This is a genomic window from Microlunatus kandeliicorticis, from assembly GCF_014137855.1.
GTDB lineage: Bacteria > Actinomycetota > Actinomycetes > Propionibacteriales > Propionibacteriaceae > Microlunatus > Microlunatus kandeliicorticis.
This window is the reverse complement of sequence record NZ_JACGWT010000002.1, coordinates 324,813-348,013: the sequence shown is the minus strand read 5'-3', so window position 1 is coordinate 348,013 and position 23,201 is coordinate 324,813. Positions and strand designations below refer to the sequence as shown.

Below are 23,201 nucleotides of genomic sequence, written 5' to 3'. Positions count from 1 at the left end.
GATCGTGCCTGTTCTGCGCACGGACGACGGTCCGCGCAAGCTCCGGGCAGTCTGGCTGGGTCCGAAGGGGGCGACGCTCCCCTTCGAGTGGACCTATGTGCAGTGGTCGGTGACCTTGCTGATGATCCCGGTCGGGGTCTGTCTGGTCTGGCTGCTGCTGGCGCTGCTCGGCCAGGTGACGGTCGGCCACGCGCCGTGGTTCGCGTTCTGGTTCGGGTTGATCTACGGCGCCCCGGCGTCGATCTATCTGGCGGTGCGGGTGATGCGCAACGTCTCCTTCGACGAGCCGCTGCGGCACAAGGTGGCCACGCTCCGCGACGAGCTGGGCCGCGAGTCACGGACCCGGGCCGAGGCGAGGACCGCGTGGACGATGCCGTGGCCGCGGATCGGTGAGCTGGACGCTTCGGTGCCTGGTCGCTGGAAGGCGGCGTGTGAGGCCGCGGAGGAGAAGAAGTGAAGCGACGCAGCAGCGTGGACGTGGATCCGGGAGCGGTGGAGGAGATCCCGCGGCCGGGCAGCCGGATCGTCCGTCAGGGCCGGGCTGCGCACGGGTGGCTGCGGCAGCGGTTGCTGGCCGAGCGTGAGGTGACCTTTCCACTGGCCACTCACGAGATCGCCGGGCACCTGCAGTTCACCCGCGGCGGTGTGTTTGCCTGGTTCTTGCTCGACGGGCAGTCCTGGGACTTCCGCACCCTGGAGGACCGGCGTCGGCTGTGGGACCAGCAGGCCTATCGGTACGGGCAGCTGGCGGCGTCGCGGCCGGAGGGTCGGCCGATCCGGCTGCGGGTCTCGACCCGGCCCTATCCGTCGTTCGAGTTCGCGAGGTCTCTGGATGAGGAGACGCCGTTTCCGCTGCCGCAGGTCGAGGGCGGTGAGTCGTGGGACGACTACCTCGGTTACGCCCAGCGCCGGCTCCAGTCGACCGGGTTGGACCAGAAGGTGGTGGCGCTCGGTGTGTGGATCGCGCCGACCCCGAAGGCGTCGGTTCGCGCTGAGCTGATCCAGGGTGCTGAGTCGCCGAGCCGGGACACGCTGGCGCTGATCGAGCAGATCCTGCAGGTGGAGAAGGTGGTGAGCGGTCCGGGCTTCGACGGCCGGCCGGCGTCCGCCAAGGAGATGGGCTTCCTCTTCCACCGCAGTTTGTCGATGGGGATCCCGGCCCCGGTGTTCGCTGGCGTCGGCGGTGACCGGTGGGAGCTGGAGGATCTGGCCGAGTTCACCGAGCGCCGGGTCTGGTTGAGCGAGCCGTACGCGTCGTCGGTGCGGGTGCTGAGCGAGATCAAGGGCAATCAGGTCGGCCGGTCGGTTGCGGTGCTGACCATGGGGGTGATGCCGGAGCGGACGTGGCCCGAGGACGGTCGTGATCCGTGGATGGTTGCCGGGAACCGGCTCGGGTTCCCGATCGAGTGGTCGCTGTCGGGGACGCTGCTGTCGGCGCGGACGCTGTCGAAGGCGATCGAGTTCGAACAGAACCGGGCGAACGGGATCGCTCAGCACTACGACGAGCACCAGATCACTCCCCCGCCATCGGTCGGCCGGGCCATTCAGGCGGCGGCGGCGAACCTCGACGAGGTGACCGAGGGTGACAGTCGGACCGCAGCCCGGTTCATGGGGACGGTTCGGTTGGCGGTGTACGGGGCCAGTGAGGACGAGGCGCTGGCGCGGGCCCGCGACGTCGTCGACCTGTACGGGGAGCGGTTGAACATGCCTTTGCAGCACGCCCGGGGTCAGGCGCGGGCGTTGCGCGAGTTCATTCCAGGCGAGCCGCGGGCCCAACACGGCTACCAGCGGCGGATGCCGGTCCGGTATCTGGCCTCGGCGATGCCGAACGTCGACAGCGCGTTGGGCACCCCGACCGGCCCGTATCTGGGTTACGGGATCGGGTCGGCCCGGCGGGCGTCGCGCTTCGACATGCACTACGGACCGGAGGTGCTGCAGACGCCGGGTCTGTTCCCGATCGTGGCCGAGCCGGGTGGTGGCAAGAGCGTGCTGATCGGCACGCTGGCCTACAACGCGGTCCGGGCGGGCCAGCCGACGATCATCTTCGACCCGTCGGGTCCGCTGGCCCGGTTGGCGGAACTGCCGGAGCTGGCGCCGTTCTCCCGGGTGCTCGATCTGACCGCGTCGCGGCCGGGGACGTTGTCGCCCTATCAGCTGGTGCCGGATCCGGTGCGGGAGGCGTTTGACGAAGGCGGCGTGTTCGACCAGCTCGAGTACGCGCGTGCGGCGCGGCGGGCGGCGGCGGAGCGGCAGCAGCTGATGTTCGACGTGCTGCGGATGTGGTTGCCAAACTCGACGCTGCGGCTGCCGGGCACCGACGTGATGCTGCGCGATTCCTTGCGGCGGGTGGCGGAGCGGGCGACCAACCGGGGTCTGCGGGACACCCAGACGAACCCGCGGTGGATCGCCGAGGAGCTCGAGGAGATCTCGGAGAAGGCCGGCACAGAGCAGCAGCGGGAGCTGGCCCGCCAGCTGGTGGAGGAGATCAAGGCCGCGGCGGAGTTCCCGCTCGGGGAGTTGATCATGCCGCCGCACCGGGCACCGATCAAGGACGACCAGGTCGAGGGCGCGACGCTGGTGGTGGTCACGATGCCGGGGCTGATGCCACCGCCGGAGTCGGTGGAACGGGAGTACTGGGGTTCGGAGGAGCGCTACACGCAGCCGTTGCTGCACCTGGCCGCGTTCTTCGCCTCGAAGTTCATCTACGGCCGGCCGCGGGACGTGCGCAAGAACGTGTTCCTCGACGAGAACCACCTGATGGGTCAGTGGGGATCGGGGCGGGCGTTCTTCGTGCGGCTGTCGCGGGACTCACGCAAGTGGAACACCGCGATCGGGGCGGCCAGCCAGCACCCGGCCGACCACCTGTCGATCGGGCGAGTGGACGCGTTGATGGGCTCGGCGTTCGTCGGCCGGCTGACGAAGGAGTCGACCGCGGTCGAGGCGTGCAAGCTGATCCAGTGCCCGGAGGCCTATGCGCCGGTGATCCAGTCGTTGTCGCCGAAGCCGCGCGATGGGCAGGGCGCTGCCGAGACGGGTGAGTTCATCTGGCTCGATCCGCTGGGCCGGCTCGGGAAGATCCGGATCGATCTGGACTGGCATCCCGCCTTGCGTGCGGCGCTGCAGACGACTCCCGGACGGCCCAGACCGTCGGTGTCGATCGCGCCGCAGCCGACTCCGTTCATCGACCCCGAGTTGTTCGATCTGGTGCCGACGGTGCCTGTCGAGGAGGTGGCGGCATGACCCGATCGCGTCAACGCTCGAGCGGCAAGCGCGGTACGGCGACGCAGCGTCTGGTGGTGCGTCTGCTGCTCGCGGGGGTGATCGCGGCGGCGGCGCTGCTGGTGAGCGCACGTCCGGCGGCGGCCGACATCTGTTCGGACGCCCCGGCACCGATCGCGCCGAAGTCGGGTCTGCCGGGCATGTTGACCTCGAAGCCGGCCGACGTCCCGGACTCGGCGCCGGACCCGTTCAAGAATCCGTCGGTGCCGATCGGTGACGTCTACGGCTACAACTGGCAGTGGGCCAACTACGACCTGGGCTGTGGGAGCGACTTCCTCAGCGACCCGGTGGCCGTGACGAACACGCAGAGCGCGAATGTGGTCATGTCGCTCACCGGGGCGACGCTGGCCCAGCTCGACACGTTGGAGCACCTGGCCAAGGGCTTCTCGATCGACTGGCTGACCAACGTGGTGACCGCGATCGCCGGCAAGTTGCAGGGCCCACTGCTGGGTCTGTGGCTGCCGGTGGCCGTGCTCGGCGTCGGCCTGATCATCGGGTTCCGGGCGAAGCGCTCGAGTTACGCCGACACGATGCGTTCGATGCTGGTCATCGTGGGATCGGTCGCGTTGGCCGCGTTCGCGCTGCTGTTCCCGACGACCCTGTCCAGCAGCGTCGACCGTGGCGTCGTCGAGCTGTCCAATGTGGCCGGGCAGCAGTTCTCGGCCTCCGGCAGCGATGCGGTCACCCGCGAGAGCGCCTATCGGACCTGGCTGACGGGGAACTTCGGTGACCCGGACTCGCCCACGGCAGTCGCGCTCGGACCGCGGCTGATGAGTGCGACGCACTACACGTGGTCGGACATGAAGCGCATGCAGGCCGACCCGGAGGCCAAGCAGAGCATTGACCGGGACAAGGCGCGAGAGTTCAAGGCGGTCGCCGACGAGCTGAAGACGAAGGATCCGGCCGCCTACGAGACCTTCACAGGTCGCGGCGAGCGGACTGGCCCGGCGTTGTTCGGGGTGGTCGTCGTGTTGGCGATGAGCCTATTCATCGGGCTGGCGATGCTGATGGTGATGATCGCCCGGGTGATGATGCAGGGCTTGGTGCTGGCGGCGCCACTGGCGGTGATTCTCGGGGTGCTGCCGACGCACACGACGGTGCTGCGCCGGTTGTGGGATCTGTTCACCGCGGCGGCGGTGGCGGTGGTGAAGTTCGTGATCGCGGGTGGTGTGATGGCCTTGGTCCTCGGCGCTATTCAGTCGGCTGATTCGCTGAGTGGCGGGGCCAAGCTGTTCTGGGTGGTGGTGGCGACCGTGGTCGGTATCGTGCTGACCCGGCCGCTGCGGAGCTTCAAGACGATCGTCCCAGGGCTGGACCCGAATCGCTCCTACGTACGCGCGGCGGCCTCTGGGGTGGCCAGCTACTTCGGCGCGAAGTTCGGAAGTGAGCAGGGCGTCGAGCGCGGAGTCGTCGCCGCAGCGGCGGCCAACGGGTCAGACGCGCAGTCGCCGTCCACCGAGGCGCTGGAGTCGCTGGGTTCGTTGCCCTCTCCGGCCTGGCAGACCGCGGTTGCTGCACCGGCGCTATCGTCGTCGACGAGCGGTGTGCCCGGGGGAAGTTCCCTTCAGCTCGGTGCAGCCACTCCGGTCACCGCCGTGGCGCTCCCGGTGGGCAGTGCAGCGCAGGCGCGGCAAGCGTGGCCTGGCATCGTCGGTCGGCGAACCGCGGTGGCAGCGCTTCCGGCCGGCCCGAACCGCATCGACGCGGCCGAAGCAGCAGACCCGGAGATCAGCGAACCTGACGCGCAGGCGGGCCCGGACCTCGGCTCTCGTCTGCGACCATTTCCGCCGATAACCACTACGTCCGCCGATGCTGCCGAGCCGGGCGGAGAGCGTCCCGGAGATGTGGTGCGGCCGCGGCCGGGTGTTCCCGCGCGGGGTGGAGTGGAGGTGGTCTACCCGACCGGCGTGATCGTCGCCGACGAGGATGGGCCGCTGTACTCGCGGTCGACCGCGAGCGACGCACCGGCGGAGGTCTACGTGCCGGCCGCGGAGCTCGAGCTCGACGAAGACGGCCACGAACAGCCGCTGGTGATGTATCGCAGCAACCGGGCCGAGTCCGTCCATGCGCCGGCCTGATGTCCTCACCTACGACGTCGAAGACTCCGCCCGGCGTCGTGTGCCGTGGCGGTCGTTGCTGCTGCTCGCCGCGGTAGTCGCGGTCGGCGCGCTCCTGATCGTCTGGACGGCGACCAGCGGCACCACTTCGGCGTCCAAGCCGCCGGCGCCGAGCGCAGTCAGCAAAGTTGCGGAGTCGACGACCCCCACAATCACCGGATCACCCACCACGACCGCACCGGCCGGGTCGGACGAGACCCAGCCGAGCACAGCGCCGACCGAGTCACGCCAAGCCGTCGAGGAGTTCGTTCGAGCCTGGCTCGACCGTGATCCACAGAGCCGCAAGCAGGCTCTCCAGGATTCTGCGGTGCCTGCGCTGGCGGAGCAGCTCGAGCTGACCTCACTGGACAACGTGCCCGCCGCACGTCCGGTGGGTCCGCCCTCGGTCGAGGACGTTTCGCCCTACAGCGTGACGTTCAGCCAGCAGCTGTCGTCGGACCTGACGATCCGAGTGCTGGTCGTGGCCGATCCGCAGGCCAGACTCGGATGGCTGGCGACGTCGGTCGAGCAGGTCTGAGCCGTGGATCCCGCGACCGCGAAGATGGCGCTCCAGCTCGCCACGACCTTGGCGCGCCAGCGTGGGTTCCGCTACCTGATCGTCGGGCTGGTGTTGGCCGGGCTGTGCACATCCCTGGCGGTGGTCTTCGGCCCGTGGATGTTGGCAGCCCAGCTGACGGCGAGCCTGCGCGGCCAGCAGCAGCGGATCACCGACGGCGGTTCGTGCGCGGATTCGACCCTCGCGCTGGCCGGCGATGCGCAGGCTTCCGGTGATTTCTCGGCCGAACAGGTCCGCAACGCGACCACGATCTGGTCGGTCTCACAGCAGCTGTCGCTCGGTGACCGCGGCGCGGTCGTCGGGATCGCAACGGCGCTCCAGGAGTCGGGACTGCGGAACCTCAACTACGGCGACCGCGACTCGCTAGGACTGTTCCAACAGCGGGCGAGCTGGGGGCCTGCTGCCGTCCGCGAGGATCCCGTGCATTCGTCACGGCTGTTCTTCCAGGCGTTGGCGAAGGTGACGGGCTGGCAGCTGATGTCGGTCACCGTCGCGGCGCAGACGGTGCAGCGCTCGGCGTTTCCTGACGCCTACGCGAAGTGGGAGCGTTCGGCTGCCGGTCTGGTGGCCTCGATCAAGGCCAAGGCCCCGGCTGGAAGCGCCGATGCGGTCGCGGCGATGGGGTCCGGCATGTGCGGTGCGGCCGGTGCGATGAGCTGCCCCGCGACCGGGATGGCCGCCGAGCAGGGCCTCACCCCCGACGCGCTCCGGGTCTTCCGTTGCCTGAAGGACTCCTGGCCGCAGTTGACGACCCTGTACGGCGTCGGTGATCGGCCGGCGAACGTCGACACCGACCACCAGGACGGCCGAGCCGTGGACGCGATGATCCCGGGTCCTTCGAGCGCGACCGGCGTGCGGTTGGGTGATGCGATCGCCGCCTGGGCCGTCCGGAAGCATCAGGCACTAGGCGTGAAGTACGTCATCTGGAACGCCCGCATCTGGAACGTCGAGCGGGCCTCCGAGGGTTGGCGAAGCTGCGGCACGTCGGCCGCCGCCTGTTACAGCGGGCCGGACCCGACCGCTGCGCACCGTGACCACGTCCACATCTCCGTCTACGGGGATCAAGCCGGGAGCGGCGGTGCATCGGGTGTCCGTGGGTTCGGCTCGATCGTGTTGCCGGTCGACCACTATGTTCTGACTGCGCGGTTTGGGCAGTGCTCGAGCCACTGGGCGAACTGTCACACCGGGCTGGACTTCGCGGCTCCCACCGGCACCCCGATTCACGCAATCATGGCCGGGACGGTTGTCTGGGCAGGCTGGGGCGGGGCGTACGGGAACCTGACGAAGATCCAGCACCCCAACGGTGTGCAGAGCTGGTACGCGCATCAGTCGGCTCAGGAGGTGAGGGTGGGTGATGCGGTGAGCGCGGGTCAGGTCATCGGCCGGATCGGTGCCACGGGCAACACGACCGGGCCGCACCTTCACTTGGAGGTGCGGGTCAACGGCACTCCGGTCGACCCGGATGCGTGGCTTTCCGGGCGTGGGGTGTCGCCGTGACGGAGCCTCCGAGCAGGTGGGAGGACTTGAGCTTCGACGATAACGGCCGGTTGGTCGACGTCAACGGTCCGCTCGAGTATGTGGACTTCGGCCCGCCACCTCCGATCGAGTGGGTCTCGGTCATCGACGCCCCGGATGCGTTCGGGCGCCGAGGCGCGACGAGGAACGGGTCCGGGATCCGTTATGGACTCCGGATCGCCTCGGAGGTCTTCGAGGACGCCGGCGGCTGGTACGTCCATCTAGTCGGCGAAGACCAGTGGTGGTGGTGGATCGGCCAGTCGGCCGATGAACGGCCAGCGCGTCCGAGCCACGCTATTTGTTGGCCCGCACGGTACGTCTGGCTCGAACTCACCGACGGTCAGTCAGAGCCGAACAGTACACGGGAGGACTCGCGGTCATAGTTCCGTTGCTCTCACAACCACGATCGTCGGACGCCGAGCGGATCCATGCGAGTGGCCACGGGTAACTCCCGAGCGCTGACGAATACTGTGCGCCTTGCGCGCAGTCACCCGGTACCACTAAGCGCTGATTGTCCGCCATCAACCCGACTGTCCGCCATCAACCCGACTGTCCGCCTTCTCATTTCGCCAGATGGGGTTGGGATTCTGTGAAAGTTCAGGTAAACAGCGGAATCGCCTTTCGGACGGATCCCGCCTATATTTTTGCGCAGCCGACTCTGTAAGAGCACAGGGGTCACCTTCAGCTCCTATTGGGGCCCGCGTTAAGGGGCTGATCTGTCATTCAAACTGTCCCGCGTGCCTTGATTGCATCCGCGACGGCCTTTACTATCTCGGGTGGGACAGACTGGATCTGGTTGTCGTCGGAGACGCTATGCGGTCCAAACACGTAGTGTCCAAAACTTGTTAGAACGGCATCGCGACTCTCGTTGCTGAGCCGACCGGTGAAGGCACCCACGGACTTGAGTTGAACCGCGAGGCGCCCAGCCCATTGGCTAGCCTGGCGGTGGCGAGATGCCTCACGCGAGCAGTATGCAGCCAGCCCCAGGCATGGAAGTGCAACAAGTAGGTGCGATACATAGCTCTGCCAACCCAAGCCAACTGATTGATTCAGGGCGGCCAAGGCAACCCCGACCGTGGCTGCAAGCGCGAAGACTGAAACGATGAGCCATCCCCAGCTGGCCCGCAATTGTGCTACCTGATACCCGGCGAACTGCTGAGCCAGCTCGCTCTCGGCCACGGATCCAGCGCTTTCTTCTGTCGCTGCCCGTGCCCTAGACACGGCGTCAGCGTCGGCAACGACTCTAGATGCTGTGAGGTTCGCCAGATCTACGCTTAGTCCTTGGAGTTGTGCCCGTTCAGTATCAGTTACCCTACGGGCACCCTCGGCGATTGAGTCGAACAGCCGTTGGATTAAGCGACGCCGAAGAGCACGTAATTCGTCTACGCCTTCCATCATCTCAAACAATGCGGTTTGCCCGATTACTGAAGTGAGGTCATTGATAGAATATACGTCAAGCACGCCATAGGTCCGAGCGCTGTCGGCAAATATTTCGGCGATTTGGAGTGCTTCTCGAACCAAATCGAGCTCGTCTGAGGCGTCCAGGGTAGTTGGTCCGGACGAAAGCGACTCGATACGTTGTATGGCGAGATCAAGTGCCTTTCTCAATTCAAGGTATATGGACTGGTGTTGCGCACCGTCCGAGCTTAGCCAAGGTGACCCGCCGTCAGAGGGTTCTACTATTTCCACCGTTGGAGCTAATGCAGCAACCGCTGCGTTTATGTGCTGAGCTTTTGCCCAGTCGACTGAGTCGCCGAAATTCTCCTGCGATGAAGTAAGAGTGTATAAGGACCTGATGAGTGACTGTCGCGCTTGCTGAAGGTTGTAGATACTCCGTTCCGGTTCTAGGAGCACAATGTCTCGGCAAACGCTCTCCAACAATCGGAGGTCATAGGTTCCCAAGCCGTTTTGCAACAAATGGAACGGAAGATCCTGCGCTAGACCAATCGCTCTTTTTAGTATGCTCAGTTCGCGCGCATGTCCTGTGTTCGGCTTAACTAATTCCGAAAGAGCGTCGATTCGGCGTTCCGCCACTTCGAGTTGGTTCTCTCGCGGTGCTTCTGATGGCTCCTTCATGGCAAGTCTTGGCGGTCATTTGGTCGGTCCACGTCCAGCAGAGTACTTGAGTATGCGCTCGCGTAGGCGACTTTGGTCGCGTGTAATTGAAGCGAAGCCAAGTTCAGCGAGGACCGGACCGCAGGGAGCGCAGCGAGCGAGGACCGGACCGCAGCCGCGGCGAGCGCAGCGAGCCGCCTTGATCCCATAGAGCCAGATTCGGCAATGTATTCGCCATCATTGTCAGCTGACCTCGACCAGGAGTGATCGGCCGGCCGAGATGTGCGCGGATGCCAGCAGCATCTCGGACCCGGTTTGATTTGTCAGCATCCTTATGATCATCGTCGGTGGGACGCCGAGGTAGTAGCGATAACGACGATTAGCAAGACTACGCGCCCAGCAGCAAATGACTACTGGGACGTTGGTTCGGTCATCATGGGTGCCGTTTCGGCAGGTTCACGACCCTCAGGGCGGACGCCAAGAACTCCGCCTTGATCAAAGCCAAGTTCGGAGCTGTCAAACAGCGGCTCGTCTGCCTTTGAGAGGATGCCCTGGCGGACGGCTGCGTAGAGAAGACGTGCGGCCTCTCCGGCTTTGGCCTTTCCGGCCGAGGAAAACAGAATCATAATCACTACGCCAATAACGAACGCCCAGAATGGTTGATGCAGTATTTCCCGACAGGCTTCTGGCAGCCAATAAAGCCATGACGGCAAAGCTTGAACATTAAGAAGCCGGTCGACGGTTGGCCACCATTGATCAAATGTCAACCAGCTGAATGTTTGCACCTGCGCGTAGCCTACAAAGATGAGGGTTGCCGCCATCGGGATGCCGATGGCACTCCGAAATTCGGCTTCGGCGGAGAGACGATCGTACTCGTCGTAAAGCTTTTCGTGGTCCACTTTAAGTCTCACCTTGAGCTCAGATATACGTCGATCAATTTGCTCTGGCGGCAATGCCACGACGACATATCTCCAGACAAATTCTCTTCTAGCCTCCGAACTCCCAGCAAGCACACCCAGCAGAGACTCTTTCACATAGGTCTCTACATCTCGACGTGGTACATAGTGAGCGGTTCGTGCCTCACGATACAATCGTCGCCAAGGTCGCTTGGCTGCGTTTTGGTTTTGCTCGATTCCCGTAATATGGTTCCGCAACCAGTCAGAATCGGCACTGCTCATCGTGCTAAGTAGGTCTTCGGAATCTTCTGGCGGGAATTTTGCATTGAGAAAGTCAAGCGCATCTGCGGAGCCAGCGAGCGACATGGTATCCACAATTTCGCGGCTCATGAAGGGTGACCTTTGAACTCGTCGCTCAGCGTCTTGTTTTAAGAAGTAGAGCCTCTCAGCTCGTTCATTGCTCCAGCTATAGGCGAGAGTCCTGAGGCCTTCGAGCACTGTAAGACCCACGAATCTGAGAGCTTCAGAGACATCGCCAAGGAGATCTTGCAGAGTCATAGGTGATTCCTGTTGGGCAGTTGCTCCCACGGAATCACTACCTTCGTCTTGGGCGGTCGTGGAGAGGGCGGCGGTGGGGCCGATGCCAGGCTCCACGTCTTCGTTACGCGACGGCTCCTCGCTGACTGGCTGCTCCAATCGGTCAGCGCCCTGGGCGGTCTTGGATATTAGCAAGCTTCGAACAAATATCACGATCAGTGCTGTGACAGAAACACCCAGCAGCACCCCGACCCAGAAAAGAGCAGTCGCCCCAAGAAATGAAACCAATACTACCACCGCGACGGCGAGAACCGCTATAAGAATGCGGTAGTCGAGCAGAACTCCGAGCGTGCGCGACAGCGCCGAGAAGACGTACGTAAGAATGACACCAACAAGATATACCGAAGCGATAAGGATCCCCGTCTTTACGCCTGATGGAAATTTCACGATCAAAGCACTGTAAGGTCGAAACGCTATTTGCAGCCGATCTGAAGTCGCTGGAGGAAGCGCGATCCATGCTGCGAAAAAGGCGGTTGCCCATAGGAGTCCGGCAGAGAAAGGCGTTCGTAAATCTCGGAAGCCCGGTAGGATCATTGAGAGTAGGTTCATGTTATCTCTTCAATTGCTGTGTAATGGGTGCCTCGCGACAGCCAAGAAGCTGGCCAGGATCCATGTTGGCAGAGAAGAACGCGGCTGGAGGGGATTTGAGGCTTCTAGGTGATCCGCAATTTGCGAAGTGGCGCCCTTTGGCTCGCCCGGCGTGCGCAGGCGGCCACTCCGGGCCTTCCAAGAACCTCATCCCACGAGGGCGATACTGGCAAGGTCCTCTCAAGTTCGACGGTAGCGACTGGGATACGACGGTCGCTGTCTGGCCCGGTTCACGTTGCTCCGTCGGCCGAGATTGAGGTGACCCCGAAGGACTGTGACAAACTCATGACGGTTACGCCAGCCGGGCGGGCGGTCGACGCTCTGGGGCCGCGCAGTGCTGCGAGCGGCAGCGATACCCACAGATCCATGAGTGGGCCGAGGCGAACGGAATAGAGGTCTCCTCGCGCGGCCGCATCAGCGCCGCCGTCCGTGAGCAGTATGAGGCTGCGAACTAGTGGGCAGAAGGTGCGAGGGCAGCAAGGCGAGCACTGGATGATCGTCCCGTGAGTGACTTGCACTCCTACTGCTCTACAGAGATGACCCAAGACGCGACGAACTGCCTCCAGACAATCCGCCGTGGTCGGGGGTGACTTGTGACTTTCGCCTACCTGTGTCGTCTGAGGGCACCGCGTATGTTTCTCGCATGCTTGAGAGCCGGTGGGCCTACGAGTGCGCGAGGGGCTATCTGGCGCCCCTGGGACGCCGGTGGTCCCACGTGCGGGCCGTCGGTGCGGTCGCCGAAAAGTTGGCCCCCGCGTTCGGCGGAGGCTTCGACCTGCTGGTCGATGCAGCCCTGTTGCACGACATTGGCTACTCGGCAAGCCTGGCGACGTCCGGCTTCCACCCTGCGGACGGCGCCCGATTTCTCGAAGCGTGTGGTGAGCACCAGTTGGCGCTCTTGGTCGCTCATCACTCAGGCGCGCGGATTGAAGCCGCACTGAGGGGGATCGACGGCTACTGCGATGAGTTCCCGTGGTGCAACACCGCGCTGGACAAGGCGCTGACGTTCTGTGATCTGACGACGAGCCCTTCGGGCGAGCCGATGAGCCTCCACGAACGGGTGGCAGAGATCCTCGACCGCTACGGTGCCGATCATGTGGTGGCCAGGTCGATTCACTCTGGGCTCCCCGAGTTCGAGGAAGCCTGTGCTGCGACCGCTGCCCTGATCGAGGTGGCTGGTATCGAGGTCGAGCCTGCACGCCTGGCGGGATTGGATCGGGTGGCCGTTTGATGTTCCGAACCGGGTTGGGTCACGACACACATCGCCTGGTGCCAGGCAAGGAACTCGTGCTCGGCGGCGTGAGCATTGCGGCAGGCGTCGGCTTCGACACGCACTCCGACGGCGACGTGCTCAGTCACGCCGTCGTTGATGCGCTTGCGGGCGCAATTGCCGACGGCGATCTAGGTACGCACTTCCCCGAGGACGATCCTGCTGCAGAGGACGCTCGCAGCCTCGGTTTCGTCGAGGAGTTCGCGGCGGTGGTCGCTGATCATGGATACGAGGTGTCGAATCTCGACTGCTTCGTCGTACTCGGCACAGTCAGGCTGCGGCCGCACATTGAAGCGATGCGGGCGAACCTGGCTGGCGCGCTGGGCTTGCCTCTGGAGGCGGTGTCGGTGAAGGCCCGGTCCAACGATGGGATCGGGCCGGAGGGGGAAGGAGCGGCTTGCAGCGCGTGGGCGAGTGTCCTCGTCTACCCGGTGGAGAACCGAAACGCCTAGGCGGGTTCCCAGATCTGCGCCGTATCCCAAACGGCATCGAAGCTGCGACGGTAGCCGTCGAACCACGTGCTGCCCTCGAGCCGCCGTAGGTGCAAGGTGGGGTTGGCCGAAGCCGGGGCTCCCCACATGTGCGGGTTGACCAGCATGGTGTCGTCGAAGCGGAAGATCGATGCGTAGAGCGTGGTGCCGTGAAGTCGGATCTCTACGTTGTCAACATCCATCAGCTCGCGGTAGTAGGTCAGCGATGCCCGGATCTTGGCGGCAAGCGTGCCACGCAGCCCCTCCTCGCGATCGCGGACGTCGACCGCCTGGCTGTCCGGATCTCCCCAACACAGACGCACGCTCACGCCGGCCGCGGCCCGCTCCGCCAGCATCGCTCCGATCCTCGGGTTGAGGTTCGCCATGGACGTTCCCGCGTAGACGAGGAAGTCGATGTGTCTGGTCGCTGAGCCGAGGAGCTGCACCCAGACGTCGCGCGGCACAGAAGCTCGGTCGGGGTAGACGCCGAGCAACTCGGACTCCACGGTCCCCTGTCGCTGACTGTCGTCCTGATCATCCAGCAGGCCGGGCCACAGATAGACCTCATCGGCGTCGAGCTCCCTGGCGACCGCCCAGCGTGTCTCCCGATGCGGAATTCGGTCGTGGGCTATCCATCGCTCGACGGTCTTGATGTTGACATCACACGCTCGGGCGAGGCGTCCAGGGGAGTATCCGCGTCGCTTCATCTGACTGCGGAGGCGCTCGTTCACTTCTCCAGTAGATGGGACGTTTCTGGACATGTCAAGGACTTGGAAGGACAGAACATTCGTCGTCTTTCGGGGCACATGCGTTCACATCACCTTAAGTCGCATCCGTCGACGAGCTCGTGGCTCGCAGTCCGAGGGCGAGTACTTCGTTGGTGCGGACACGCGAAAGGACTGACTAGGACGTGATGTGTGTCCCAATTCGTCCCTAGTGTCCAACAAGGTTGTTTCGCCGTCCCTGGCCTTTCGGTTGTCCTGAATCCATGCACCGATCACCCCGATCGGAGCCGTGGACGAGAGGAAGTCAGCCATGCAGGTTCCGTTCAAGATGAGCTTCGACGACGCGTTCCCGTTCGGTGCCGGCGTGGTGTCGAAGGTGATTCCGGCCAACGACTTCGAGGCTTCGACGAAGGAGCGGCCGGTGCAGGCTCGGGATGACTCGGGGCGGCTGCTGTGGACGGTCGAGGTGCTCGACTTCGATCCCGACGCCCGCGAGCGGACCGTCAAGGTGAAGATCGCCGCTGATCATCAGCCGGTCCCGCCGGCGCTGACGGATGGCCAGTTCGTCCGGCCGGTGGTGCTGGAGAACCTGATGGTGACGCCGTGGATCAACGACAACGGCATGCGGCCGAAGATCGCCTACAGCTTCCGCTGCACCGGCCTGGCCGATGCCCGGCCCCGCAGCGGCTCCAGCGTGGCGGCGAAGGCGGCCTGATCCAGGTGACTCGGACAGCGAAGTCGCAGGCGGTGCGATTACTGCGCCAGCCAGTTCGCGAGGCGTGGTGGTGGGCCTGTGGCGCAGCGGGCATCTTGCGGCGCTACCCACGGCGCGCGCTTCTGTGGGTGGCGATACTCGCCTTGGCCACGCTTCAGCGGCAAGTCGTCGTCGTCGGCCTGCTGCTCGTGCCCGTTCTCGCTGTCGTGTGCTGGGCTCGGCTTTCCCCGATCAGCTATCGGCGTCTGCTCGCCGACCCTCTGTGGCGTCGTCGGACTGGCCGGGCTGTCCGCAAGCAGTGGCCGTTGATTGCCGAGGCCTGCGGCCTGTCGCGCCGAACTCCTCGGGTTGCATTGGCACTGGTGACGCCACCCCTCGGAGTAATTGGGCCGAGCGAACGGGTTGTCGTCCCGACGTTGCGAGGGATGAGTTGGGCAGGCCATCAGCTCACTCTGCGACCGGCCTTGCTGCTCGGCCAGACCATCGGGGACGTCGAGGAAGCAACGGAACGACTGCGCCTCGCTGTGGCTGCACACCGAGTGCGGGTCGCTCCGGACGAGGATCAGATCAGCTGCCGGATCATCTGCCGGTTCGGCGACGTCCTCGCCGAACCGTTCGCGACCCCCCTTCCGGAAGCGGATCACTTGCCTCTGACGCGGGTCTGTTTGGGGCGGACAGAAGACGAGCAACCGTGGACCGTCGATCTGCGCGTCTCGACGCTCACCGCGGGAGCATCCGGAGCTGGCAAGGGCTCGGTGATGTGGTCGCTGATGGTGGAGCTGGCGCCGGCGGCGCATGCGGGGCTGGTGCAGATCCACGGCATCGATCTCAAAGGCGGAATGGAGCTGGGTCTCGGGCGGCCCCTCTTCACTCGTTACGCCGACGATCCTGGGACGGCCGTACGCCTCCTCGAGGACGCTGTCGAAGAGTGTGAGCGGCGCGCCCGCGGCATGGTGGGTGTCGCACGAGAGCACGTGCCCTCGGTCGAAGCACCCCTGGTCCTGGTCCTCATCGATGAGCTGGCATCACTGGTCGCCTATCTGCCCGATCGGGATCTGCTCCGTCGGGCCGAGGTCGCCCTTGCTCGGCTGTGCTCCATCGGTCGGGCGCCGGGCTACTTCGTCTTCGGATTCCTCCAGGATCCGCGGAAGGAGACCCTCAAGGCTCGACATCTCTTTCAGCAGACCATTGCGCTGCGCCTTCGGGATCGTGAGGAGGTGGCAATGGTGCTGGGCGACGGAGCGATCTCGGCTGGTGCGGCGGCTCACCGGATTCCGCGCTCGACACCCGGCGTGGGTTTCGCGCTCGATGACGCCGGCCGCCTGGTCCGAGTGCGCGCTGGATTCGTCGACGACCACGCCATCCGCGAGATTGCCCATCGCTATCCGGCGGCGGCACAGATCCCGGTCGAGCCGCTCGAGGTTGATCCGGCTCGTCCCCCTCGCTCACGATCGCCCCGCTCGCGGAACTCCGAGGCGGCGTGATGTCAGCGGTCACGAGCAGGGAGGTTGGGACGCCGCGCGTCACGCCGGACATGGCGTATGAGCTGGCCGTGGAGCAGAAGGTCTGCGTGCGCCCCTTGCTTCGGCGGGTGCTGGACCAGGCCAGCGGATCCGAGACGAAGGTCCCCCTGGCTTGTGGGTCGACGCGCGAGGCGGTCTGCCCCTCATGCGCGGACAAGGCCCGAAGACTGCGGATGCAGCAGTGTGCCGAGGGATGGCACCGGGGCGACGAGCCGGCCAGGGATACGTCAGATCTGGAAGAGGATGACGGCGACGACGAGATCGACGCCGAGCTTCCACTGGAAGCCCAGATGGGTGAGAGGCGAGTTCGCTCGACGCGGCATCGGGACGACGTTGCCGATCTACCGAGAGTACCGGCCGAGGACCGGACGATCGGTCGGGTCTTCAGCTCAGCAGATGGTCGCGAATACCGACCGTCGATGTTCCTAACCTTGACTTTGCCGTCCTACGGTCGGGTGAAGGGCAACGGAACTCCGGTTGATCCCGCGACCTATGACTATCGACGAGCGGCTCTGGACGCGCTGCACTTCTCCAAGCTCGTCGATCGCTTCTGGCAGAACCTGCGCCGGTGCGCCGGCTATCGGGTGCAGTACTTCGCGGCAGTCGAGCCTCAGCGTCGCTTGGCGCCGCACCTGCATGCCGCAGTTCGCGGCGCCATCCCGAGAGCAACGCTCAGAGATGTCGTCAGAGCGACCCATCACCAGGTGTGGTGGCCACGGTTCGTTCGGCCCGTCTTCGACCGTCGGCAGCTGGTGTGGGACGGGCAGGACTATATCGAGCCCGATACGGGCATCGTCCTCCCCCGATGGGAGGAAGCCTTGGACCAGGTCGACGACGACCGTGCGTCTCATTCGCTTCGGTTCGGCCGTCAGCTCGACATGGCCGGCATCGTCGCGCCGTCGCTGGACGCGGATCGGGCGGTGCGGTATCTGACCAAGTACCTCGCGAAGTCGATCGCCGACACGTTTGCGGGGGCGGGCGGCGAGGTCGACGGCGAGTACGAGGCGCACATCGATCGTCTCCATCATGAGGTGAGGTTGCTGCCCTGCTCAGAGCAGTGTGCGAACTGGCTGAGGTTCGGGGTCCAGCCGAAGGACGCCGGGCCAGGCCTTCGACCGGGCGAGTGTGCGCGCAAGGCACATGACAGGGAACACCTGGGTCTCGGCGGCCGGCGAGTTCTGGTGTCCCGTGAGTGGTCGGGCAAGACCCTGCGAGAGCATCGCGTGGATCGAGCAGCAGTGGTTCGCGAGGCGCTGCTCGAGGCGGGGATCCTCGCGCCGGAGCTCGAGCGGCTGGCTGCTTCGGTCACTCTTCCCGATGGACGGCCGCGGTTCGTCTGGACCGACCTTCGGACTGATCCGGTTCTGTACGCGCGGGTGATCTTGGAGTCGGTATGGGAGCGCTCACGATGGCGCGCAGAGTACGAGCAAGCCAAGACTGCTCGTCGTTGCAGTGCGGCGGGTTCAGCACCGACGACGGAGACCGACCCGGACGGGTGATCTGTTCTGCACCGCGCTCTCCTCCGGCCTCCCCGATCACTGCTGCCATCGGCTCGCGGTCCGCCGGTCCAGGGTGAGCGGAGCGAATCGGGACGACACGAAGCGCAGCGCAGTGCCCTTGACGGGCGGGGCGAGAGCCGAATCATGACCAACTCGGGGAGACCGGGCGCAGCCCAAGAGCGGAGACACGATGATTGCAGAACGTCTCATGACGATGCGAGAGCTCTCCGACCTGCTCGGAGTGTCCATGAGCACGATCTACAGCTGGCGGTGCCGTGGCGAGGGACCAGCCGGCTATCGAGTCGGCAAATTCGTCCGCTTCCGTCGATCGGACGTCGAGGCCTGGTTGGAGCGCATCGCCGAGCCGATCGGAGGTCGGTGACCATGGCGTCGATCGAGCGCCGGGAGCTGAAGCAGCGGGACTCGACCGGTCGCGTGCGAACGGTCCTCCGCTACAAGGTCCGCTACCGCGACCACGCCGGTCGGGAGCACAGCGAAACCGTGAAGCGTTCGGCGGACGCCGAGCGCCGGGCAGCAGAGCTCGAGGTGCAGCTGGCGAGCGGGGTTTGGCGTGATCCCCGTCGCGGCGAAGTGAAGCTCGGGACATGGGCTGCCGAGTGGATCAAGACCCGCCACGATGTGAGGGCTTCGACTCGAGCCCGTCTTGAGCAGACCTTGTCCGGCCAGGTGGTTCCTCGCTTCGGGAGCACCTCACTGGCCCGGATCACGAATGCTGACGTGCGGCGCTGGGTGGCCGAGATGATGGAGTCCGGGCTGTCGCCCACCACGGTCCGCAAGGCGGTGTTCGCACTCAGTCAGTGTCTGTCGGCGGCTGTGGCGGACGGTCGGTTGGTCACCAACCCAGCGCTGGACGTTCCGCTACCCGCGGAGCGGATGAAGGCACCGCGATTTCTCTCCCAGTCCGAAGTCGGGCTCCTGGCGGAGGCCATGCCTGAGCGGTATCGCGCCCTCGTCTTGGTGGGTGCGTTCGCGGGCCTCCGCTGGGGAGAGGCTTCCGGTCTGACCCGTGAGCACGTGGACGTGTTGCGTTCGCGGATCCGGGTGGTCTCCACCGCCGTCGAGGTGCGTGGTCATGTGACACTGGGGAACGAACCGAAAACCCGTCGGTCGAGGCGGACAGTTCCTGTGGCCCGGGCGACGATGCGCGAGCTCGAGCGCCACTTGTCCCTTTTCGTGGGCCCAGAGCCGGACGCGCTCGTGTTCACCGCGCCGGCGGGCGGGCCACTGCGGAGATCACTCTTCGCCCGACGCGCCTGGGAGCCGGCGGTCAAGCGAGCCGGTCTGCCGCCAATCACCTTTCACGGCCTTCGGCACAGCTTCGTGGCGATTCTGGTCGCCGCCGGGTGCAACGTCCGTGAGGTGTCGGAGTGGGCGGGCCACAACAACGTTGCGTTCACCCTCACCCGTTACGGCGGACTCTTCGAGGACGGTTCAGACGAGGCTGTCGACCGCTTGGACGCGCTGCTGAGTCGTCATGATCAGCCAGCTGGCGTGGTGGTGTCGCTGACGGGTGGTGAGTCCTGATGTGTCCGTCTGGTGTCCTCGGGACACTCCGGCTTATTGGCGCCACGACCCCGCGAGACCTGTTCACCCTGGTCAGAGGTGGTTCGATCGAGGTGGGCCTAGGTGGACTTGAACCACCGACCTCTGCCTTATCAGGGCAGCGCTCTAACCGACTGAGCTATAGGCCCGAGGGTGGCGACGAGGATCACCCGCGCCGACGGGCAACGTTAGCCGATCGGCGGGGGCGCCTCAAATCGCTCCAGGTCAGTCCTCGGCGAGGGTGACCTCGAGGCCGCCGAGCATCGTGGCGGCCAGGTTGTAGAGGAACGAGCAGAGCGTCAGCAGCGCGGTGAAGATCACCACGTCGAGGGCCGCGATCAGCGCGGTCGCCCCCATGACCTTCTGGGTGTTGATGTACTCCTCGATCCGGAACGGGGTGGTGTCGCCCGGGGTGCTGACCACGCTGCCGACGACCTCGTTGATCGAGGTGAACAGCCCGGAACTGCCGATCACGGTCCAGATCACGTAGATCGCGACCACGAAGACGATGCCGGCCGCGATCGAGAACAGGAACGACGTCTTCATCACCGACCAGGGGTCGATGCGGGACAGCCGGAGCCGCGCCTTGCGGGTCCGCCGGGCCACACCGGGCTTCGGCTTGGCCGCCGGCGCCGCGGTCGTGGTGGTGGTCTGCACCGTCCCGGCGGCGGCTGCGGCCACCGCGGGGATGGTCACGGTCGGCGGTCCGCTCAACGGCTCGGGTCCGGCGGTCCGCGCTGCGGGCTCGGCCGCTCGAGCGGGAGCCGTGGCCCCAGCCTCGGTCGACGCGGGCTTCGAGCCGCCACCGACCTTGCCGGCCACCGACGAGGTCAGGGCGCTCCAGCGGTCGCGCCAGCCGTTGCCCTCGTCCTTGGCCTCCGCGCTCTTCGGCTCCGAACCCTTGGGCTGCGGTTCGACAGGCTCAGGGCGCGTACCAGCGGGCTCAGCGTGCGTGGGGGCGGGCTCAGCGCGCGTACCAGTGGGCTCAGCCGCTTCGACAGACTCAGCGCGCGTGACTCCAGGCTCAGCGCGCGCCTCGGACGCCTCGGTCCGCGCGCCCGCGGCCTCGGGAGCCGTCGCGCCGTTGCGGATCCGGGTGGCGCGACTCGCCCCGGCACTGGCGCTCACCGTGGCGTAGAAGTCGCCGTCGTCGGTCTGGTCACCCGTGACCGGAGCCTGCGGGCTCCTGCGGCCATCACTCACTGTCTTCCTCCTCGCCCGCAGCCTGGTCCTCGGGCTCCGAGTCGCTCACCGTCTGACCCTCGCCGGCGACCTCGTCGGTCGCCTGCTCGCCGGTCGACGCCTCCGCCGGCTCCTCGCCGTCCGCGTCGAGCTCGGCCGCGGCCGCCGCCGTCGTCTCCGGGTTCAGCGCGATCACCACCACGCTGTCGCCGTTGGTGACGCCGACGAACTTCACCCCCATCGTGTCACGACCCTTGACCGGAACCTCGGCAACCGCGCTGCGGGTGATCTGACCACTGGCCTTGATGGCGATGATCTCGTCATTCTCGGCCACCACCAGCCCGCCGACCAAGGATCCGCGCTCGTCACTCAGCCGCATCGCCTTGATCCCGAGCCCGCCCCGGCCCTGCTGCCGGTAGTCCGAGACCCGGGTCCGCTTGCCGAACCCGCCGTCGGTGACCGTGAAGACGAACCAGTTGTCCTCTTCCAGCTCGTTGCTGATGACGCTCAGCGAGAGCAGCTCGTCGCCGTCGCGGAACTTCATCCCAGCCACGCCCGACGTCGCCCGGCCCATCGGCCGCAGCTGGTTGTCGTCCGCGGCGAACCGGATCGCCTGCCCCTTGCGCGAGATCAGCAGCACGTCGTCGGTGGCCCGGCACAGCTCGGCCCCGATCAGCTCGTCGTCGTCGTCGCGGAAGTTGATGGCGATGATCCCGGCCTGCCGCGGCGAGTCGTACAGGCTGAGCTGGCTCTTCTTGACCAGCCCCTTCTTGGTCGCCAGCAGCAGGTACGGGTACGCCTCGTAGTCGCGCACCGCGCGCACCTGGGCGATCTCCTCGTCCGGCAGGAACGACAGCAGCCCGGCCACGTGCGACCCGCGGGCGTCCCGCCCGGCCTCGGGCAGCATCCAGGCCTTGGTCCGGTAGACCCGCCCCTTGTTGGTGAAGAACAGGATCCAGTGGTGGTTGGTGGTGGCGAAGAGGTGCTCGACCTCGTCGTCGGCCTTGAGGCTCGCCCCCCGGACGCCCTTGCCGCCGCGCTTCTGCACCCGGTAGAGCTCGGTGTTGGTCCGCTTGGCGTACCCGCCGCGGGTGATGGTCACGACCACGTCGTGGTCCGGGATCAGGTCCTCGGCCCCGAGGTCCCCGTCCGCCGCCACGATCCGGGTCCGCCGGTCGTCGCCGTACCGCTCGACGATCTCGGCCAGCTCGTCGCCGACGATCTTCCGCTGCCGCTCCGGCTTGGCCAGGATGTCCTGGTAGTCGGCGATCAGCCGCTCGTACTCGGCCAGGGTGTCGATGATCCGCTGCCGCTCGAGGGCCGCCAGCCGGCGCAGCTGCATGTCGAGGATCGCGTTGGCCTGCACCTCGTCGATCTCGAGCAGCTCGATCAGCCCGGCCCGGGCCTCCTCGGTGCTCGGCGACCGCCGGATCAGCGCGATCACCTCGTCGAGCGCGTCGAGGGCCTTGACCAGCCCGCGGTAGATGTGGGCCTCGCGCTCGGCCTTGGCCAGCCGGAACTCGGTCCGCCGCTGGATGACGTCGCGCTGGTGCTCCACCCAGTAGGAGATGAACTGGTCGAGCCGCAGCGTCCGCGGGACGTCGTCGACCAGCGCCAGCATGTTGCAGCCGAAGGTGTCCTGCAGCTGCGTGTGCTTGTAGAGGTTGTTGAGCACCACCCGCGGCTGGGCGTCGCGCTTGAGCACGATCACCAGCTGCTGGCCGGTCCGGGCCGAGGTGTTGTCGCGGATGTCGGAGATCCCGGTCAGCCGGCCGGCGTTGACCAGCTCGGCGATCTTGAGGGCCAGGTTGTCCGGGTTGACCATGTAGGGCAACTCGGTGACCACCAGGTTGGTCCGCCCGGAGCGGTCCTCGTCGATCTCCACCACGGCGCGCATGGTCACCGACCCGCGACCGGTGCGGTAGGCGTCCTCGATCCCCTGGCGCCCGACGATCAGCGCGCCGTTGGGGAAGTCGGGCCCCTGGATCCGCTCCATGGCCGCCTCGAGCAGTTCCTCGGCGCTCGCCTCGGGGTGCTCCAGGCTCCACTGCACCGCCGAGGCGACCTCGCGGAGGTTGTGGGTCGGGATGTTGGTGGCCATCCCGACCGCGATCCCGGTCGAGCCGTTGACCAGCAGGTTCGGGAACCGCGACGGCAGCACCACCGGCTCGCGGGTCTTGCCGTCGTAGTTGGCCTTGAAGTCGACCGCGTTCTCGGTGATGTCGCGGACCATCTCCATGGCCAGCGGCGCCATCCGGCACTCGGTGTAGCGCATCGCCGCCGCGGGGTCGTTGCCCGGCGAGCCGAAGTTGCCCTGGCCGAGCACCAGCGGCGCCCGCATCACCCAGGGCTGCGCCAGCCGGACCAGGGTGTCGTAGATCGCGCCGTCACCGTGCGGGTGGTACTGCCCCATCACCTCGCCGACGACGCGGGCGCACTTGTTCCAGCCGCGGTCCGGCCGGTAGCCGCCGTCGTACATGGCGTAGAGGATCCGGCGGTGCACTGGCTTCAACCCGTCGCGGACGTCGGGCAGCGCGCGCCCGACGATCACGCTCATCGCGTAGTCGAGATAGGACTTCTGGATCTCGTCCTGCAGGTCCACCGGCTGGTTCCGGCTGGCGGGGAGCTCCGGGGTCTCGGTCATTCGCTCT

18 protein-coding genes and 1 tRNA gene are annotated in these 23,201 nt (G+C 66.0%); 13 read left to right on the top strand and 6 right to left on the bottom strand.

Annotated elements, in window-relative coordinates; translation table 11 throughout:
• Positions 1–4 precede the first annotated feature (4 nt).
• From FHX74_RS06350 to FHX74_RS21035, 5 genes are read left to right on the top strand one after another with little or no spacing between them, the layout of a single operon-like run.
• Positions 5–457, top strand: coding sequence for a hypothetical protein (locus FHX74_RS06350; RefSeq protein ID WP_182559262.1), 453 nt, complete (start codon positions 5–7; stop codon positions 455–457).
• A complete protein-coding gene (locus tag FHX74_RS21040) occupies positions 454–3,240 on the top strand; it encodes an ATP-binding protein (protein WP_182559261.1) in 2,787 nt (928 codons plus the stop codon). The genes FHX74_RS06350 and FHX74_RS21040 overlap by 4 nt, the downstream gene beginning before the upstream one ends.
• Positions 3,237–5,357 (top strand): hypothetical protein, encoded by a 2,121-nt coding sequence (locus FHX74_RS06340; protein WP_182559260.1) that lies wholly within the window; start codon positions 3,237–3,239, stop codon positions 5,355–5,357. The genes FHX74_RS21040 and FHX74_RS06340 overlap by 4 nt, the downstream gene beginning before the upstream one ends.
• Positions 5,344–5,913 (top strand): hypothetical protein, encoded by a 570-nt coding sequence (locus tag FHX74_RS06335; protein ID WP_182559259.1) that lies wholly within the window; start codon positions 5,344–5,346, stop codon positions 5,911–5,913. Before FHX74_RS06340 ends, FHX74_RS06335 begins: the two co-directional genes overlap by 14 nt.
• Positions 5,914–5,916: 3 nt before the next feature.
• Positions 5,917–7,449: a M23 family metallopeptidase gene (locus FHX74_RS21035; protein ID WP_182559258.1), complete on the top strand. Its 1,533-nt coding sequence runs from the start codon at positions 5,917–5,919 to the stop codon at positions 7,447–7,449.
• Between the two features lie 741 nt (positions 7,450–8,190).
• Here the strand turns inward: FHX74_RS21035 and FHX74_RS06325 are convergent.
• Entirely contained in the window at positions 8,191–9,543 is a 1,353-nt protein-coding gene (locus tag FHX74_RS06325; RefSeq protein ID WP_182559257.1) for a hypothetical protein, read from the bottom strand.
• 389 nt (positions 9,544–9,932) lie between these two features.
• A complete protein-coding gene (locus FHX74_RS06320) occupies positions 9,933–11,402 on the bottom strand; it encodes a hypothetical protein (RefSeq protein ID WP_182559256.1) in 1,470 nt (489 codons plus the stop codon).
• Between the two features lie 563 nt (positions 11,403–11,965).
• On the opposite strand from FHX74_RS06320, the gene FHX74_RS06315 reads away from it, so the two are divergent.
• The 3 genes from FHX74_RS06315 to ispF all read left to right on the top strand — a co-directional run bounded on the left by FHX74_RS06315 (position 11,966) and on the right by ispF (position 13,325).
• Complete coding sequence (locus tag FHX74_RS06315) at positions 11,966–12,058, top strand: Lsr2 family DNA-binding protein (protein ID WP_456238301.1); 93 nt, start codon at positions 11,966–11,968, stop codon at positions 12,056–12,058.
• Between the two features lie 188 nt (positions 12,059–12,246).
• Positions 12,247–12,834: an HD domain-containing protein gene (locus FHX74_RS06310; protein WP_182559255.1), complete on the top strand. Its 588-nt coding sequence runs from the start codon at positions 12,247–12,249 to the stop codon at positions 12,832–12,834.
• Positions 12,834–13,325, top strand: a complete 492-nt coding sequence (gene ispF, locus FHX74_RS06305) for a 2-C-methyl-D-erythritol 2,4-cyclodiphosphate synthase (RefSeq protein ID WP_182559758.1) — start codon at positions 12,834–12,836, stop codon at positions 13,323–13,325. The genes FHX74_RS06310 and ispF overlap by 1 nt, the downstream gene beginning before the upstream one ends.
• Here the strand turns inward: ispF and FHX74_RS06300 are convergent.
• Positions 13,322–14,074: a helix-turn-helix transcriptional regulator gene (locus FHX74_RS06300; protein WP_182559254.1), complete on the bottom strand. Its 753-nt coding sequence runs from the start codon at positions 14,072–14,074 to the stop codon at positions 13,322–13,324. The two genes, ispF and FHX74_RS06300, sit on opposite strands and share 4 nt — an antisense overlap.
• A gap of 283 nt (positions 14,075–14,357) precedes the next feature.
• Here FHX74_RS06300 and FHX74_RS06295 point away from each other — a divergent pair, with 283 nt between their 5' ends.
• From FHX74_RS06295 to FHX74_RS06275, 5 genes are all read left to right on the top strand, one after another.
• On the top strand, positions 14,358–14,783 hold the full coding sequence (locus FHX74_RS06295) for a hypothetical protein (RefSeq protein WP_328823669.1): 426 nt from the start codon (positions 14,358–14,360) through the stop codon (positions 14,781–14,783).
• 128 nt (positions 14,784–14,911) lie between these two features.
• The gene (locus tag FHX74_RS06290) at positions 14,912–16,267 is read left to right on the top strand and encodes an FtsK/SpoIIIE domain-containing protein (RefSeq protein ID WP_328823668.1); all 1,356 of its coding nucleotides are present in this window, start codon (positions 14,912–14,914) and stop codon (positions 16,265–16,267) included.
• A 68-nt stretch (positions 16,268–16,335) separates the two neighbouring features.
• The gene (locus FHX74_RS06285; RefSeq protein WP_328823667.1) at positions 16,336–17,805 is read left to right on the top strand and encodes a replication initiator; all 1,470 of its coding nucleotides are present in this window, start codon (positions 16,336–16,338) and stop codon (positions 17,803–17,805) included.
• A gap of 190 nt (positions 17,806–17,995) precedes the next feature.
• On the top strand, positions 17,996–18,187 hold the full coding sequence (locus tag FHX74_RS06280) for a helix-turn-helix transcriptional regulator (protein ID WP_182559252.1): 192 nt from the start codon (positions 17,996–17,998) through the stop codon (positions 18,185–18,187).
• Positions 18,188–18,189: 2 nt separating this feature from the next.
• Positions 18,190–19,350, top strand: coding sequence for a tyrosine-type recombinase/integrase (locus tag FHX74_RS06275; protein ID WP_235970413.1), 1,161 nt, complete (start codon positions 18,190–18,192; stop codon positions 19,348–19,350).
• Positions 19,351–19,443: 93 nt separating this feature from the next.
• Here the strand turns inward: FHX74_RS06275 and FHX74_RS06270 are convergent.
• The 3 genes from FHX74_RS06270 to gyrA form a co-directional block, all read right to left on the bottom strand.
• Positions 19,444–19,517: transfer RNA gene (locus FHX74_RS06270), tRNA-Ile, on the bottom strand.
• A gap of 76 nt (positions 19,518–19,593) precedes the next feature.
• Positions 19,594–20,064 carry a DUF3566 domain-containing protein gene (locus tag FHX74_RS06265; RefSeq protein WP_182559250.1) on the bottom strand — a complete coding sequence of 157 codons (471 nt, stop codon included), beginning with the start codon at positions 20,062–20,064 and terminating at the stop codon, positions 19,594–19,596.
• Between the two features lie 499 nt (positions 20,065–20,563).
• Positions 20,564–23,194 (bottom strand): DNA gyrase subunit A, encoded by a 2,631-nt coding sequence (gene gyrA / locus FHX74_RS06260; RefSeq protein ID WP_182559249.1) that lies wholly within the window; start codon positions 23,192–23,194, stop codon positions 20,564–20,566.
• Positions 23,195–23,201: the final 7 nt, after the last annotated feature.

Excerpts from the sequence above, each read along its gene's own strand:
- gyrA (WP_182559249.1), bottom strand. The coding sequence starts at position 23,194 with ATGACCGAGACCCCGGAGCTCCCCGCCAGCCGGAACCAGCCGGTGGAC.
- FHX74_RS06335 (WP_182559259.1), top strand. The coding sequence starts at position 5,344 with ATGCGCCGGCCTGATGTCCTCACCTACGACGTCGAAGACTCCGCCCGG.
- FHX74_RS06280 (WP_182559252.1), top strand. The coding sequence starts at position 17,996 with ATGATTGCAGAACGTCTCATGACGATGCGAGAGCTCTCCGACCTGCTC.
- ispF (WP_182559758.1), top strand. The coding sequence starts at position 12,834 with ATGTTCCGAACCGGGTTGGGTCACGACACACATCGCCTGGTGCCAGGC.
- FHX74_RS06325 (WP_182559257.1), bottom strand. The coding sequence starts at position 9,543 with ATGAAGGAGCCATCAGAAGCACCGCGAGAGAACCAACTCGAAGTGGCG.
- FHX74_RS06275 (WP_235970413.1), top strand. The coding sequence starts at position 18,190 with ATGGCGTCGATCGAGCGCCGGGAGCTGAAGCAGCGGGACTCGACCGGT.
- FHX74_RS06340 (WP_182559260.1), top strand. The coding sequence starts at position 3,237 with ATGACCCGATCGCGTCAACGCTCGAGCGGCAAGCGCGGTACGGCGACG.
- FHX74_RS06310 (WP_182559255.1), top strand. The coding sequence starts at position 12,247 with ATGCTTGAGAGCCGGTGGGCCTACGAGTGCGCGAGGGGCTATCTGGCG.